Source organism: Paenibacillus sp. BAC0078, from assembly GCF_054483875.1.
The window spans coordinates 57,266-71,756 of sequence record NZ_JBTLRW010000011.1 but is presented as its reverse complement, the minus strand read 5'-3'; the positions used below and the strand labels follow the sequence as shown (position 1 = coordinate 71,756).

General features: G+C 53.5%; 14 protein-coding genes and 1 riboswitch. Of the genes, 1 reads left to right on the top strand and 13 read right to left on the bottom strand.

Features of this window, described 5'->3' with window-relative positions; translation table 11 throughout:
- Nucleotides 1-7 precede the first annotated feature (7 nt).
- Complete coding sequence (gene upp / locus ACX1DY_RS20170; protein WP_019914994.1) at nucleotides 8-637, bottom strand: uracil phosphoribosyltransferase; 630 nt, start codon at nucleotides 635-637, stop codon at nucleotides 8-10.
- 431 nt (nucleotides 638-1,068) lie between these two features.
- Here upp and ACX1DY_RS20165 point away from each other — a divergent pair, with 431 nt between their 5' ends.
- Nucleotides 1,069-1,662, top strand: coding sequence for a hypothetical protein (locus tag ACX1DY_RS20165; RefSeq protein ID WP_458965989.1), 594 nt, complete (start codon nucleotides 1,069-1,071; stop codon nucleotides 1,660-1,662).
- A 15-nt stretch (nucleotides 1,663-1,677) separates the two neighbouring features.
- Here ACX1DY_RS20165 and ACX1DY_RS20160 read toward each other — a convergent pair whose 3' ends face one another.
- The 12 genes from ACX1DY_RS20160 to ACX1DY_RS20105 all read right to left on the bottom strand — a co-directional run bounded on the left by ACX1DY_RS20160 (nucleotide 1,678) and on the right by ACX1DY_RS20105 (nucleotide 14,476).
- Complete coding sequence (locus ACX1DY_RS20160; protein WP_458966097.1) at nucleotides 1,678-2,928, bottom strand: serine hydroxymethyltransferase; 1,251 nt, start codon at nucleotides 2,926-2,928, stop codon at nucleotides 1,678-1,680.
- Between the two features lie 75 nt (nucleotides 2,929-3,003).
- Nucleotides 3,004-3,657, bottom strand: coding sequence for a TIGR01440 family protein (locus ACX1DY_RS20155; RefSeq protein WP_458965988.1), 654 nt, complete (start codon nucleotides 3,655-3,657; stop codon nucleotides 3,004-3,006).
- A 94-nt stretch (nucleotides 3,658-3,751) separates the two neighbouring features.
- Nucleotides 3,752-3,835, bottom strand: a riboswitch (ZMP/ZTP riboswitch).
- A gap of 51 nt (nucleotides 3,836-3,886) precedes the next feature.
- Nucleotides 3,887-4,474 carry a low molecular weight protein arginine phosphatase gene (locus tag ACX1DY_RS20150; RefSeq protein WP_458965987.1) on the bottom strand — a complete coding sequence of 196 codons (588 nt, stop codon included), beginning with the start codon at nucleotides 4,472-4,474 and terminating at the stop codon, nucleotides 3,887-3,889.
- 49 nt (nucleotides 4,475-4,523) lie between these two features.
- On the bottom strand, nucleotides 4,524-5,102 hold the full coding sequence (locus tag ACX1DY_RS20145; RefSeq protein WP_458965986.1) for a manganese efflux pump MntP: 579 nt from the start codon (nucleotides 5,100-5,102) through the stop codon (nucleotides 4,524-4,526).
- A 170-nt stretch (nucleotides 5,103-5,272) separates the two neighbouring features.
- Nucleotides 5,273-6,463 (bottom strand): L-threonylcarbamoyladenylate synthase, encoded by a 1,191-nt coding sequence (locus ACX1DY_RS20140; protein WP_458965985.1) that lies wholly within the window; start codon nucleotides 6,461-6,463, stop codon nucleotides 5,273-5,275.
- Between the two features lie 134 nt (nucleotides 6,464-6,597).
- Nucleotides 6,598-7,350 carry a stage II sporulation protein R gene (spoIIR, locus tag ACX1DY_RS20135; RefSeq protein WP_458965984.1) on the bottom strand — a complete coding sequence of 251 codons (753 nt, stop codon included), beginning with the start codon at nucleotides 7,348-7,350 and terminating at the stop codon, nucleotides 6,598-6,600.
- Between the two features lie 154 nt (nucleotides 7,351-7,504).
- The gene (locus tag ACX1DY_RS20130; protein WP_458965983.1) at nucleotides 7,505-8,674 is read right to left on the bottom strand and encodes an FtsW/RodA/SpoVE family cell cycle protein; all 1,170 of its coding nucleotides are present in this window, start codon (nucleotides 8,672-8,674) and stop codon (nucleotides 7,505-7,507) included.
- 234 nt (nucleotides 8,675-8,908) lie between these two features.
- Nucleotides 8,909-10,093, bottom strand: coding sequence for an FtsW/RodA/SpoVE family cell cycle protein (locus ACX1DY_RS20125; protein WP_458965982.1), 1,185 nt, complete (start codon nucleotides 10,091-10,093; stop codon nucleotides 8,909-8,911).
- Nucleotides 10,094-10,515: 422 nt separating this feature from the next.
- Entirely contained in the window at nucleotides 10,516-11,418 is a 903-nt protein-coding gene (gene prmC, locus ACX1DY_RS20120) for a peptide chain release factor N(5)-glutamine methyltransferase (protein WP_458965981.1), read from the bottom strand.
- A gap of 4 nt (nucleotides 11,419-11,422) precedes the next feature.
- Nucleotides 11,423-12,490 (bottom strand): peptide chain release factor 1, encoded by a 1,068-nt coding sequence (prfA, locus tag ACX1DY_RS20115; RefSeq protein WP_458965980.1) that lies wholly within the window; start codon nucleotides 12,488-12,490, stop codon nucleotides 11,423-11,425.
- A 302-nt stretch (nucleotides 12,491-12,792) separates the two neighbouring features.
- The gene (gene ychF, locus ACX1DY_RS20110) at nucleotides 12,793-13,893 is read right to left on the bottom strand and encodes a redox-regulated ATPase YchF (protein WP_458965979.1); all 1,101 of its coding nucleotides are present in this window, start codon (nucleotides 13,891-13,893) and stop codon (nucleotides 12,793-12,795) included.
- Between the two features lie 112 nt (nucleotides 13,894-14,005).
- Nucleotides 14,006-14,476 (bottom strand): GNAT family N-acetyltransferase, encoded by a 471-nt coding sequence (locus ACX1DY_RS20105; protein WP_458965978.1) that lies wholly within the window; start codon nucleotides 14,474-14,476, stop codon nucleotides 14,006-14,008.
- Nucleotides 14,477-14,491: the final 15 nt, after the last annotated feature.

Genomic DNA, 14,491 nt, shown 5'->3' with positions numbered 1-14,491 from the left:
GTTTAGTTTATTTGGTTCCATACAAACGGTCCCCGGCATCACCGAGCCCTGGCACGATATAGCCATGATCATTCAAATGATCATCCAGCGCAGCGACATAGATATCAACATCCGGGTGGGCAGCTTGTACAGCAGCAACGCCTTCCGGAGCAGCAATCAAATTCATCATCTTGATCTGAGTGCAGCCGCGCTTCTTAAGCGAGGAGATCGCCGCAATAGCAGAGCCGCCAGTAGCCAGCATCGGATCAATTACAATCAGTTCGCGTTCCTGAACATCTGTAGGAAGCTTGATGTAGTATTCAACCGGCTGTAGTGTATCGGGATCACGGAACAAACCAACATGTCCTACCTTCGCTGCCGGGAGCAGCTTCAGCACGCCTTCAAGCATCCCCAGTCCGGCACGAAGAATCGGAATCAGACCCAGCATTCTTCCAGAAATCACTTTGCTCTCCGTTTCTGCTACAGGTGTCTGGACTTTAATGGTCTCCAGCGGAATGTCCCGCGTAATCTCATATGCCATAAGTGTAGCGACTTCGTCGACATGCTCTCTAAACTCTTTCGTATTTGTCCGCACATCACGAATAAATGTAAGTTTGTGCTGAATCAAAGGATGATCGCAAATCACCAATTTTCCCATTCTTGTCCCTCCGGTAATTGTCTGTCTTTTTATAGCCATAGAAAGCGCTTTTGCTTCCTCTAAGGCTAAATCTTGTTTATTATATCATCACCGAGGGCGCTTTTCACCTACGAAGGACTGGTTCGCCAGACCGAATTACAATCTGCTGTAAATCATTATGTGTAGAATCAATCCAAGCAGGCCTCCGTTACTCCCCATATAAAACGAGGCTTAGTTTATGTCATTTTGTCAAAATAATACTTTTCACATTTCTTTCACCACTATTGTTGAAAATTCCATGAACTTTCATGAATATTTCATGATGAAATTCGACATTTTTCCCTTCAAAATTGTGAACATTGTGCAACACATTGCGTGCAGAAGCCCAGATTCTGGTCTATTGGGACAAAAAGCTCAAAGAAACCGGGGTGAAACGGAGGTAAACGGTCAAGTTGGCTGGAGGTAAAAAAACGGTTAGACCCGATTCTACAGGTGGCATTTCTGCTGTTTTTCTGGTCAAACCAGCCGTACTTGTTTCAACAACGGCATTTCTGCCGTTATTCCTCATCAAACTAGCCACACTCGCTTCAGCAACGGTATTTCTGCCGTTGTTCCTCATCAATCTAACCACACTCGCCTCGACAACGGCATTTCTGCCGTTGTTCCTCATCAAACTAGCCACACTCGCTTCAGCAACGGTATTTTTGCCGTTGTTCCTCATCAATCTAGCCACACTCACTTCAGCAACGGTATTTTTGCCGTTGTTCCTCATCAATCTACCCACACTCGCTTCGACAACGGCATTTCTGCAGTTAGTCCTCATCAAACTAGCCACACTCGCTTCAGCAACGGTATTTCTGCCGTTATTTCTGATTAAATATTTCCATTATATAGTCAATCAAACAACTACGTTTAGCTACGTTTCCCAATCATATGTACGTGTCTCATCCATAACACAACAAAATCATTATTTCCTCAAAGACAAAAAAAGTCTCTGCAAAACTGGAAGAACCAGATCCTGCAGAGACTTAATATGCTACGTCTAATTCAAAGGTAGAAGCTTAGTATTGCAGCCCCGGATAGATCGGATATTGCTCAGTAAGTGCAGCCACTTCACGGGCAGCCTCGGCGAGTTTGCCCTCATCCTTAGGATTCTTCAGCACATTGGCGATAATATGACCGATGGTCACCATAGCCTGCTGGTCCATCCCGCGCGAAGTGACGGCAGGTGTACCGATGCGGATGCCACTGGTAACGAATGGACTGGTAGGATCAAATGGAATAGCATTTTTGTTCACGGTAATGCCGATGGAGTCGAGTACCTTCTCCGCATCTTTACCTGTAATGTTCAGGCTGCGGGTGTCGATCAGCATGAGGTGATTATCCGTGCCTCCAGATACGATGTTAACTCCTTCACCGATCAGAGTTTCGGCCAGCACCTTGGCGTTCTTCACCACATTCTCGGCATATGTCTTGAATGACGGCTGGAGCGCTTCGCCAAAGGAAACGGCTTTGGAAGCAATCACATGCATCAACGGTCCGCCTTGTGTGCCAGGGAATACGGCCTTGTCGATTGCCGCTGCCCAAGGCTGTCTGCACAGAATCATACCTCCGCGCGGACCGCGCAAGGTCTTATGCGTAGTTGTGGTTACAAAATGGGCATGCGGAACCGGACTCGGATGAAGACCTGCTGCTACCAATCCGGCGATATGCGCCATATCGACCATAAACAATGCGCCAACATCATTTGCGATTGAACCAAGCGCTGCAAAATCAATCGTACGCGGATACGCGCTTGCTCCAGCTACAATCAATTTAGGACGGTGTTTGAATGCTGCTTTGCGTACTTCATCATAATCAATCAGGAAGGTATCCTCCTGAACGCCGTAAGCCACAAAGTTATACAGCAAGCCGGATGCATTCACCGGGCTGCCGTGGGTCAGGTGACCGCCATGAGCCAGATTCATGCCCAGTACAGTATCACCTGGATTCAGCGCAGCAAGATAAACCGCCATATTGGCCTGAGCGCCGGAGTGCGGCTGAACATTGGCATGTTCCGCTCCAAACAACTGCTTGGCGCGGTCACGGGCCAGGTTCTCCACGATATCCACATCTTCACAGCCGCCATAATACCGTTTGCCGGGATATCCTTCGGCATATTTGTTCGTGAGCACAGAACCCATAGCTTCCATAACTGCTTCGCTGACGATATTCTCCGAGGCAATAAGCTCAATGTTGGCACGCTGACGGCTCAGCTCCAGTCCCATCGCTTCCAGTACTGCCGGGTCACTCTTACGCAATTGTTCCATGATTCTTATTTCCTCCCTAATGCTCTTTAGTTTATGTTGTGTGAAGACTAACCAGTTGTTGGTGTTCCTTGCCTTTCCTTAATCGCAATTCCGTGATCCGCTGATCTCCAGGGTGCGGTACACCGCGCGTTCCCCGCCAATAAGCGGAGGTCTGCTCCAGGCCGCATTCACCCTTGCTGAACCAATGTAGCGCAGGCTTGGCCGAAAAGGCACCGCAACCCGGCGCAAATGCATGCCGATCAGCGTCTCACCGATGTCTATCCCGGCATGGGCCTCAACGGTCTCAGCCAGAACAGGGTCAGCCATCGAACGGTACGCAGCAGCAGCCATCGAACCACCGGCTCCCGGTATCGGCACTGCCGAAACCTCCCGAAGCCCCAGCTTTTCAAGCAACGAGCGCTCCATGACCAAGGAACGGTTCAAATGCTCACAGCATTGATACACTGGATGAAAGCCCATCTCCTCAGCAACCTGAACCACGCCCTGCAGCAGCTCCTGCGCCACCTCAAGTGCGCCGCCGGTGCCGATACGGACCCCAGCCACTTCACTTGTGCTTGCACCGACAACAAGAATCTTGCCGGGTCCAAGCTTGCCGGCTTCCGCCAGTTCACGTACTACAGCAGCGGTTGCAGCAGTTAAAGAAAGCTCCGCTGCCCCCGGCTTACCGGCATTTCCAGATGAACCACCGGAGGCCCCGTTCTCCGATGAGTCCTGCTTCATGACTTCTTCCATCATTCTGCCTCCCTCAAGCGTTGCCTACTCTCAGCATAACAGCATTCCTACATTTTAAACAAAAAAGAGCAGTCCGCAGCCTTCTGCGGATGTGCTCTTTTGCCCAGGCGACCGGCCGTTTATTCCAGGTGCTCCATCGTGGTTTGATCCACACTTGTCGCCAGTTACACCGGAACCGGGTAATATTTATTTTAATCTTAAAGGAATGGCCGCGAAAAATCAACCACCTTTACAAACGACGTAAGGACTCCAGCTTATCCAGCAAACTATGCAGCGCTGTGCGAATCTCGGCAGCAGCAAGCTCGTAGTCCTCGCGAGAGCCGCCGAAAGGGTCGGAAATATCAAAGCTCGGGATTCTTTGACGGATCTCGATGATCCGCTGCATATCAGCAGCATCCGGCTCTACGCCCAGCGCCAGGTTAAGCTCTGCTGCGGCATACAGGCTATCCAGTTCGCGGATGTCCTGCTCCACCGAAGCTTCATCATGCACGTATTCCTTCAGCGTATACGTCTTCGTGACCGCACCCGGAAAATACTGCAGCACATGCCGCTTGTGCCCGCCTGTTAATGTAAGCACCAGATCGGCCCAGGACAAAGTCTCTGCGCTGAGCTGTGAGGATATTATATGATCATTCACGCCTTCGTCCCGCAGGATCGCTGCGGCATGTCTGGATATGGAAGTACCGGAAATGGCGGAGACGCCTGCAGACCGCACTTCCACATCAATCCCCCGTTCCTTTGCCAGCTTCCGCAGAAGCCCTTCAGCCATAGGACTACGGCATGTATTTCCCGTGCAGACGAATAAAATATGCAGCATACTTTCCACCTCCATGAAATGAAAATTATAATCTTGTGCCGTTATTGTATCAGAAGATGAACAGCAAGCCAAACGCAAGCAGGATCGCTCCGCCCAGCGCCTCACCGTAAACCCCAAGCCCCCGGCTGACCCGTCTTCCCAGCAGCAGGCCGGTAATCGACATCAGACCGCCGGTGGCCCCAAAGGCAAGTACGGTTAAAACTATGCTATTCACAAACATCCCCAGTGAAACCCCCACTGAGAAAGAATCTATACTTACGCTCAGTGCAATGAGCAGCATGCCCCAAAAGGACCGGTGATCCATAAAATGCCGATAACTGTAGCTCTCATTGTCCCGAAAAGAATTAAACACCATATGCCCGCCCAGCAGTACAAGCAGACCACCCGCAACGTAAGCCGTAACTTGTCCGAGCAAATGTCCTACGTAGCTGCCTGTAAACAAGCCCAGCAGCGGCATCAGCACATGAAAAAAAGCAACAAGCAGACTAAGCTGCAGCACATGCAAAAGACGGATGCCTTTCATCCCGATTCCAACACCGAGCGAGAAAGCGTCCATCCCCAGTGCGATTGCCATGATGGCAACCGTCACAAGCTGCCCCCAATCCGCATATACTCCCTCTATGCCCATGCCCATACCCCCAAGGTCCGAAAGTTCTTGTACAACCACGATATGCGGACAAGGGGGGAAACATGACTGTGCAGGTGAGAGCAGGTAGCGATACGGCGGAGAGAACCTGCTGCTGTCTGCAGTCAGCTCTCCTCTCCAGGCAACAACAGCCTGCAGGGTGGACGCAGGGGTTATCCGGCGTCGATGACGGTTCCGCCGGCGGCTTTCATCAGCCGGTTCATGATTGCTGCGCCGAGGCCGGTATCCGGGCAGGCCTCGGCCAGAATGTAGGTCGCTCCCGCTTCATCGAAGCGCCGCAGCGCGGCATACAGGGAGCGAGCCCCTTCCTCCGGCGAGGTCAGCGAGCCGAGAGAAACGACGCAGGCGGCCGGGACGGCGGGATACAGGGCCACATGCTCCTCGAAGAGGAGCAGGCCCGTAATCTCGCCAGCCCGCTGCGCCGCCTGCAGCAGGCCCGCGGCGGCTTCCGCCACGCGCTGCGGCGAAGCGCCGCGCACTACGCCAAGCGCTCCGCGCGGGGCGTAGTGCGTGTACTTCATGCCCGGTGCGCGCGGCGCCGGGCTGCTGTCCCCGGCGGCATGCGCCGCGCCGGGGGACAGGCCGGAAGCGCCGCCGGCCGGCGCTTCCGCAGAAGCCGGGGCCGTGCCGACGGCCCCGGGACCGAGCACCGCCGCAAGCTGCTCGGCGGTGATGCCGCCGGGACGGAGCACCAGGGCCGTCCCGTCCGGCTGCACCTGCACGACGGTCGACTCCAGGCCGACTCCGGCCGCGCCGCCGTCAAGCACCCCGCCGATATAACCGGCGAGGTCCTCCAGGACATGGGCGGCCAGCGTCGGACTGGGCCGCCCGGAGCGGTTGGCGCTGGGCGCAGCCACCGGACAGCCTGCCGCGCGAATCAGCGCCAGGGCGAGCGGATGATCGGGCATGCGCACGCCGACCGTATCCAGCCCCGCTGTAACGAGCGGCGACAGCACGCCGGGACGCACGGGAAGCACCACCGTCAGCGGGCCGGGCCAGAAAGCGTCAATCAGCGCCGCCGCTGCCGGATGCACCTCCATAACCAGCCCGTCCAGATCGCTGCGGCGGGCGATATGCACGATCAGCGGATTGTCGGATGGCCGGCCTTTGGCGGCGAACACTGACTCCACCGCAGCGGTATTGCGGGCATCCGCCCCGAGGCCGTATACCGTCTCAGTCGGAAAGGCGACGGTACTCCCCTTGCGAAGCATAGCCGCCGCTTCCTCTATAGCTTGCTCATCCTGTTCACACAGCGAAGCACCGGACAGTTTCCAATATACTGTAGAATCTATTTGCCCGCTGCGGCGCTGGACCGCAAACGAGTTCTCTTGATGTTCTGTCATTACATATCACAAGCTTTCTTTAAGGTTCGTTATTGCAGAAACTATGAAGAAACGGCCCCACCAGGTGGAGCCGCAGCAATTCCGCGCAAGTTCAGCTTATATCGTATCATGGACCGCAGTAGATTCATAGGATCTTAGCTGAATAATCCGCTGATCCAGCTCCATAGATTCTCCAGCAGCTCCCAGAGGAAGAAACGCACCTTCGGCGCTTCCGCTTCCCCACTGGCAGCGGCTGCGTCGGAACCCTTTTGTACCGTTCCGCTTGCTGCAGTCTTCACTTCAGGGCTATCCCCGGATGCATCAGCCAGGGCGGCTTTGGTTCCTTTGGCCGCTGCCGGCGCGGCAGCATCTCCTGAACCGGCATCAATGAAGCACAGCGGCGGAAACAGCACGCACCACCAGTTCTGTCCCTTGCCTGCACCAAGCGTCACGCGCACAGCTTCATACTCCCCGGCTGGATAGACCTTGCCGCCGTACATTTTGGTCGGGAACGGAACGACTCCCAGCTCTACTTTATAATCATACTCGATGCCCCGTTTCGCAAGCTCACCCGCCACCAGCGTATTCAGCTCCGGCAGATGCTGTCTGATCAGAGCGCGTGCCTGCTCCAGGCTTTGCGGGTCTTCCAGCGCAGATACCCACTGATTCATCTGCTCCACAATGCTGTCCCGAATCTGGCGTTTGACCAATTGATCACCTGCCGCATCCGAGTTCGCCAGAATCCGCAGCCGGATTGAATCTTGGGGAATGGAGGCCTCCGCCACAGCGGCATCGCTTTTTTGCCCTTCCCAGGCCATCATAAGAATCATAAAAAAACAAATTAAAATGGCAGTATACTTAAAGGTTACGCGCAAGGAATCCTGTTGTCCCGGCTTGTTCATTTCCATTTTCAGCAGCCCCTCTCCCTCTGAATCTCTTATGTCCTCAGTATGTCCAGAGAAGAGAGAGTGCAAACCTATTAATCTATCAGAAATAACGATGTCTTCGTCTAAAGTACCGCGAACGAGCGGCATGGTTGCCTATTAAATGCTGTGGGTACACCTATAGATGCAAGGCAGGCGACGCGGGCAGGTCTTCCTCTACATCCTGTCCATACAGCAGCACACTCATCGCTATGCCCATGCTGGACATATTGATCAGGACTGAAGTCCCGCCGTAGCTGATGAACGGAAGGGTAATTCCCGTCAGCGGCATGAGGCCGATATACGCGCCGATGTTCTCAAGAATCTGATACAGCAGCATTGCCACAATCCCAATAATCAGATAAGGACCGGCCCGTTCCTTGCATTCCAGGGCAATCAGAATCATCCTATGAATCAGAATAAAAAACAGCAGCAGGAGCAGCGCCGCCCCCACGAAGCCGAATTCTTCGGCAATCTGGGCAAAAATCGCATCCGTATAGAGCACCGGTATTTTACCCGACTGGACGGAACCGCCCTTCATATACCCTTCCCCGCTGAGCCCGCCCGATGCAATGGCGATTTTGGCATTACGCGTTTGGTAGCTGTCGTCACTGCTCGCCAGCTCCGGCACCAGCCAGGGATCAAAGCGGGACACAAAATGCTCGCGGCCAAGCGTTTTACTCAAAAAGTTCGTAGTTTGATCATGATAGTTAATGTAGCTGAAAATAAAGCCGCCTATTGCCAGGGCCGCAACAACCAGGCCAATCAGCGCATGAGATAATCTAATCCCACCAATCCACAAGAGACCGAGCAGGATAATCAAATAGCTGAGCGCGTTGCCCAGATCGTTCTGAGTGATCACAATCACGAACGGAAGCAGCGCAACCAGACTGAGCGGCACAACATCGCGCCAGAACTGAAGCCTGCTCTTATTTTTGCGGACCAGCAGAGCAGCCAGCCCAAGAATCAGAATCAGCTTGAACAACTCCGCCGGCTGAAGGCTGAACCCCCCTACCTCCAGCCAGCCCCGGGCACCGTATTTCACAGTCCCAACAAAACTGACCAGCACCAAAATCCCTACGCCCAGAATATAAATATAGTTCGCATATTTTACAAGCAGGCGGTAATCAAATAAAGACAGCCCTATGAAAGCAAGAAAACCCACTCCGTACCACTTGATCATCTGAATGTGCAGGCCGTCATCTTTGCGTCCGTGGGTGACACTGTATATGGATAAAATACTGATGACCATCAAAAGGATCAGAACAACCACAATGACGCCGTCAATCTTTTTGAAACGCTGCAGCATGTGAGGAGCTCCTAACTGTATCCGGATTTAGGCTTCTTGCCGTAAAACGCCGACAGCACAAAGCCGTTAATTTCCATTGTAAAGCAAGATACAGTGCAAATACAATTTTATAGCACCCGGCCTTGAAATTGTAAAAACAAGTAGAAACGGCTACGCCGTCCTTACTTTATATTTAAAAAAAACCGCCGGAACCCATCTTAACGATGAACTCCAGCGGTCTATAGTTATTCTTGGCTATCCTTGCTTGGCCGGTGAGGAATACACAGACGGATTCGGCAGTTCCTCCTCGACCTCTTGACCGTGCAGACGCACGCTCATCACCAGGCCAATGCTGGCCATGTTGATCATCAGTGAGGTTCCCCCGTAGCTGACAAACGGCAGCGTAATCCCGGTCAGCGGCATAAGGCCGATAAATGCGCCGATATTCTCAAATATCTGGTACAGCAGCATCGCAACAATGCCGACAATCAGAAACGGCCCGCCCCTGTCCTTGCTCTCTAGTGCAATCAGAATCATCCGGTGGATCAGGATAAAGTAGAGCAGCAATACGAGCGCAGAACCGACAAAGCCGAATTCCTCAGCAATCTCGACAAAGATGGAGTCGGAATAGGTGTAAGGCACCCGGTCCGTCTGCACGGAGCTGCCATTCATGTACCCTTCCCCGCTCATGCCTCCCGAAGCGATGGCCAGCTTGGCATTTTTGGTATGGTAGCTCGCCTTGGCAGTCGCCTCATCAGGGACGAGCCACGGGTCAAAACGTTCTACCCAGTGAGAGCGGCCGATATCGGTAAGAAAGGTTTTAATTTCGTCATGGTAGTGGATATAGCTCATGATCCCCGCCGCGGCAGTTGAACCTATTACCAGCAGTCCAATCAGGGCGTGGGAAAATTTGATATTGCCAATCCACAGCAGGCCGAACAGGATGACAATATAGGAAAGGGCGTTGCCCAAGTCATTTTGACTGATGACGATCAGAAAGGGAAGCAGGGTGAGCAGTCCGAGCGGAACCACATCGCGCCAGAAAAGGAGCTTATTCTTCATCTTGCGCACCAGCATAGATGCCAGGAAAAGTATCAGAATCAGCTTGAACAGCTCCGCCGGCTGAAGGCTGAAGCCCCCGAACTTAATCCAGCCCTGGGCCCCGTTCTGCTCCTTGCCGATAAAGCTGACCAGCACCAGAATCCCTATCCCCACACCATAAACGTACGGTGCATATTTAACCAGCAGCCGGTAATCTACAAAGGTCAGTCCGATAAAAGCAACGATACCCAGCACATAAAACTTGATCATCCGAAGATGCGCCCCGTCCAGCTTCTCCCGTCCATGCGTGACACTGTATATGGAAAAAATGCTGACGACCATCAACAGGATGAGAATGACCACAATGACGCCGTCAATCTTTTTAATCTTCTGAAGCATATTCTGTCTCCTTACTCCGTACTGGGTCTTCTGAATTTCATGTCTACAAACCGAATTCCCGTCATGTCTATTGTAATGGAAGGGGCAGCAAAAATACAATTTCACTGCATAGCCGAACTCTATAACCTGGAGTGGACATGCATGCTGTAACATCCGGCTGTACCGGGAGATTAAGGATACATGGAAAAAGTAAAGCTAATTCAGCGCCATTTGGCTCTCGTCAAAGCTTTAGTTGGAAAAAGTAAACCTAATGCCGCGTTGAGGGGCGATTGGGCGGGCTTTATTCGAAATTAGTTGGCGAAAATCCCATTAAATGCTGCAGTCGCGCGGATTTCAACACATTAGGTGGAGAAAATCCATTTAGCGTTTATTGGGTGCTTCACGAACTTCTCAGGCCAGACTCACGGTTTGCGAGCGCCCCTCTACCGGGCGATCCCCAGCACGTGGCGCGGGATGCCCGCGAGATCGTCGATTGTGACGATCTCCCCCCAGTGGCCGGCCGCCCGCAGCAGCCCGGCCACCTGCTCGGCCTGGCCTTGGCCGAGCTCGAACCCGACCAGCCGCGGCGGTGCCGGAAGCAGCCGCAGCTGGTCCATCATGCGGCGATACGGGTCCAGCCCGTCGGCGCCGCCGTCCAGTGCGGTGCGCGGCTCGTGGTCGCGCACCTCGCGCTGCAGCCCGGCGATATCTCCGCCGGGAATATAGGGCGGGTTGGAGACGAGAATATCCGTCTCCATCCCCGCAAACGGCTCGAGCAGGTCGCCGAGCCGCAGGTCCACGGCCGTGCCGTGCCGCCGCGCATTGCGGCCGGCCACGGCCAGCGCGCCGGGCGAGATATCGCCGGCGCAGACCCGCCACGCCGGCGCTTCCGCCGCCAGCGTGACGGAGATGGCTCCGCTACCGGCGCCGATATCGACGGCGGTCAGCGGACGCGGCGCAGCCACCACACCGTCCGGCCACAGCTCCGCGCCGTACTTCAAAATCGCCTCGACGAGCAGCTCCGTCTCGGGCCGGGGAATCAGCACATCGGGCGTCACCTCAAAGGCCCGCCCGTAAAATTCCTGCTCGCCGATAATATACTGCACCGGCTCGCCTGCCGCGCGGCGGGTAACACCGGCTTCCCAAGCCGCCTTCGCTGCAGGCGGAAAAGGATCAGCCAGTGCCATATAATAAGCCGCGCCGGACAAGCCCAGCACATGCTCCAGCAGAAGCTGGCTGCTGCGCTGGGGCTCATTGCACCCGGATTTGTCCAAAAAAGAAGAAGCCTCCGCAAAGGCTTCCCTGATGCTTTGCACGTCAGGCATGACATAAGAGTCGTGTTTCAAAGCATTATTCTCCTTTTTCCATTAACTCCGCTTGCTCCGCAATCGACAATGCCGAGATAATTTCCGTAATGTCTCCGTTCATCACCTGATCCAGACGGTGCAGGGTAAGGCCGATACGGTGATCAGTTACACGGCTCTGCGGGAAATTGTAGGTGCGAATCCGCTCGCTGCGGTCGCCGGTTCCGACTTTGCTCTTGCGTTCTCCGGCATACTTCGCTTCTTCCTCCTGGCGTTTCATGTCCGAGATCCGGGCACGCAGCACCTGCAGCGCCTTCTCCTTGTTGGAGTTCTGGGACTTCCCGTCCTGACAGGTCGCCACAATGCCGGTAGGCACATGGGTTACACGGACTGCGGATTTGGTCGTATTAACCGACTGGCCGCCCGCGCCGCTGGAGCAGAAGGTGTCTACGCGGATATCCTTGTCGAGAATTTCAATTTCGAACTCTTCCGCTTCAGGCATAACCGACACCGTGGAGGTCGAAGTATGAATCCGTCCGCCAGATTCGGTAGTCGGAATACGCTGAACGCGGTGTGCGCCGCTTTCGAATTTCATTTTGCTGTAAGCGCCGCGTCCGTTGATCATGAAGATAACCTCTTTGAAGCCGCCGAGGTCATTCGTATTGACATCCATCAGTTCAACGCGCCAGCCTTGGGCATCCGCATAGCGGGTGTACATCCGGTACAGATCGGAAGCGAACAATGCCGCTTCATCTCCCCCGGCTGCGCCGCGGATTTCCACGATTACGTTCTTATCGTCATTAGGGTCCTTCGGCAGCAGCAGGAGGCGGATTTTCTCCTCCAGCGCAACCTGGCGTGAGGAAAGATCGTCGATTTCCATCTTGACCATTTCCTTCATTTCATCATCAAGCTTCTCGGCCTGCATCATCTTCGCGGCTTCAAGCTCTTCCATTACATTTTTATATTCGGCATACGCCTCAAAGGCGGGCTGCAAATCGGATTGTTCTTTGGAATAGTCCCTCAGTTTCTTACTGTCGCTTGCAACATCCGGGTCACAAAGCAGTTCACTGAGTTTCTCATAGCGGTCCGCCAGGGATTGCAATCGGTCCAACAAGGGAATTCACCTCTCCTGATTCATTGTCAAGTTCAAGCATATTGCTTTAAATTGTTGATACAATAAAAATAGATATACGACTTTATATTATATCACCAATCCTGCCGATTGGCTACAGTGCTATATGTACGGCGCCAGGATTTTTTGTAGCCTGTGAAAACGCTCCTTATTATGTAAAAACTCCAAGGATGTTATTCATGTGCGCGCCGGGCCTATGCAAAAAAAGAAGCCATCCGGCCAGTAGAAACTCTACTTCCAGACAACCTCTCTGTGTTCCTTATTCTGCTATCAAAAATGTCAGCTTACACGTTGAAACGGAAATGCATAACGTCGCCGTCCTGCACCAGATATTCCTTGCCCTCGAGGCGAAGCTGCCCGCGTTCCTTGGCACCGTTCATCGAGCCGGCAGCCAGCAGATCGGCATAAGCCACAACCTCTGCACGGATAAAGCCGCGCTCGAAGTCTGTGTGAATTACACCGGCAGCGCCAGGCGCTTTGGTTCCTTTGCGGATCGTCCAGGCGCGAACCTCCTGCACACCCGCAGTAAAGTAAGTGTACAATCCCAGCAGCTTGTAGGCAGCTTTGATCAGGCGGTTCAGCCCGGATTCCTGCAGCCCCAGCTCTTCCAGGAACATCGCCTTGTCCTCGCCTTCCAGCTCGGCAATCTCCGCTTCCACCTTCGCGCTGATTGGCACCACTTCGGCGTTCTCGGCAGCAGCGAATTCACGGACCTGCTTCACGTAAGGGTTGTCTTCAGCAGTAGCAACTTCATCTTCGCCCACATTCGCCGCATACAGCACCGGCTTCAGCGTCAGCAGGTGAAGATCGCGCACGATCAGGCGCTCGTCATCGGACAGCTCCACACTGCGTGCAGGCTTATCTTCATAGAGAGCTTCCTTGACGCGCTCCAGAACTTCAACTTCCTGGACGTATTTCTTGTCGCCGCCCTTGATATTTTTGCGGGAGCGTTCGATCCGTTTCTCGATGCTCTCCAGGTCAGCCAGAATCAGCTCCAGATTAATGGTCTGAATGTCGCTAATCGGATTCACCTTGCCGTCCACATGCGTTACATTCTCATCCACGAAGCAGCGCACGACATGGACAATCGCATCCACTTCACGGATATGGGCCAGGAACTTGTTGCCGAGGCCTTCGCCCTTGCTCGCACCGCGCACCAATCCGGCAATGTCCACAAATTCAAAAGCGGTCGGAACCGTCTTGTTCGGCTGCACCAGCTCTGTCAGCTTATCCAGACGTTCGTCCGGAACTTCCACGACACCAACGTTCGGGTCAATAGTACAGAAAGGATAGTTGGCGGATTCTGCTCCCGCTTGCGTAATCGCGTTAAATAATGTGGATTTTCCTACGTTCGGAAGTCCAACAATTCCAGCTTTCAAAGCCATTTATATGACAACTCCTATTTTCGGTTGGATTGATCACCGCATAATTTCCGTAGCTTGATCTAAACCATTATATATTAGAACAAAACCGCCAGCAACAGCAATCAGCTTGGTATTAGAGTTCTTTTGACATCGTAATGTCGGTGACCAGATAGCCCATTTTCTTATAAAGCTCAAAAGCGCGGGTGTTCTGGCCGAACACATGCAGGCCGATTTTGGCAACATTCATCTTGCGCGCTTCCTCATCAAGCGCAAGCAGCGCTTGCTTGCCGTAGCCTTTGCCCTGGAACGGCTCGAAAATATAAATATCATAAATAAAGGCCTCGCGGCTGCGGTGTCCCTCGGTCACATTAAACCAGATATAGCCGGCCTGGGTTTCGCTCTCCTCCTCGACTACGGAATAAAGATGTGCCCCTTCCGTATGCAGCCCCTTGGGCAAGTATTTGCTCATCGCTTCCTTGGAGAGCTGCATGGCAATCTCGGCATCCCAGGCTCCGGCTTTTATTTTGTCCTCCGCATAATCGCGGGTCGATTGACTGATGAAAAATTGAAATGCGGTTTCATCCATTGGTACCAGTTTAATCATTGTATTGGTATCCTT

Coding starts and splice junctions, on each gene's coding strand:
- spoIIR (WP_458965984.1), bottom strand. CDS start 7,350: ATGGAAATGAACAAGCCGGGACAACAGGATTCCTTGCGCGTAACCTTT.
- ACX1DY_RS20125 (WP_458965982.1), bottom strand. CDS start 10,093: ATGCTTCAGAAGATTAAAAAGATTGACGGCGTCATTGTGGTCATTCTC.
- upp (WP_019914994.1), bottom strand. CDS start 637: ATGGGAAAATTGGTGATTTGCGATCATCCTTTGATTCAGCACAAACTT.
- ACX1DY_RS20140 (WP_458965985.1), bottom strand. CDS start 6,463: ATGACAGAACATCAAGAGAACTCGTTTGCGGTCCAGCGCCGCAGCGGG.
- ACX1DY_RS20145 (WP_458965986.1), bottom strand. CDS start 5,102: ATGGGCATAGAGGGAGTATATGCGGATTGGGGGCAGCTTGTGACGGTT.
- ychF (WP_458965979.1), bottom strand. CDS start 13,893: ATGGCTTTGAAAGCTGGAATTGTTGGACTTCCGAACGTAGGAAAATCC.
- ACX1DY_RS20130 (WP_458965983.1), bottom strand. CDS start 8,674: ATGCTGCAGCGTTTCAAAAAGATTGACGGCGTCATTGTGGTTGTTCTG.
- ACX1DY_RS20105 (WP_458965978.1), bottom strand. CDS start 14,476: ATGATTAAACTGGTACCAATGGATGAAACCGCATTTCAATTTTTCATC.
- ACX1DY_RS20155 (WP_458965988.1), bottom strand. CDS start 3,657: ATGGAAGAAGTCATGAAGCAGGACTCATCGGAGAACGGGGCCTCCGGT.
- ACX1DY_RS20150 (WP_458965987.1), bottom strand. CDS start 4,474: ATGCTGCATATTTTATTCGTCTGCACGGGAAATACATGCCGTAGTCCT.